Here is a 244-nt window from a genome sequence, read left to right on the forward strand (position 1 = left end):
ACTCACCCGTTCGCCACTCTTTGCAATGTCCATCGTCATATCTGAGCAAGCTCTTCAAATCAGTTGAACCACAAAGCGTTCGACTTGCATGTATTAGGCACGCCGCCAGCGTTCATCCTGAGCCAGGATCAAACTCTCAATTTGAAGTTTGAGTATAACTCAATTTTTGTTGTTTAACAGAAGTTAAACGAATTTACTAGCGAATTGACTTCGCAAATGTTTTTGCATCAAGAACTAGCTTGAT

1 rRNA gene is annotated in these 244 nt (G+C 41.0%); it reads right to left on the reverse strand.

The annotated features are described in order from the left end of the window. A 16S ribosomal RNA gene (locus tag WEIDD23_RS12600) occupies positions 1–144 on the reverse strand; the annotation flags it as partial. Positions 145–244 lie beyond the last annotated feature (100 nt).

Origin of the sequence: Weissella sp. DD23 (assembly GCF_001579105.1) — a bacterium.
GTDB classification, from domain to species: Bacteria; Bacillota; Bacilli; order Lactobacillales; family Lactobacillaceae; genus Weissella; species Weissella cibaria.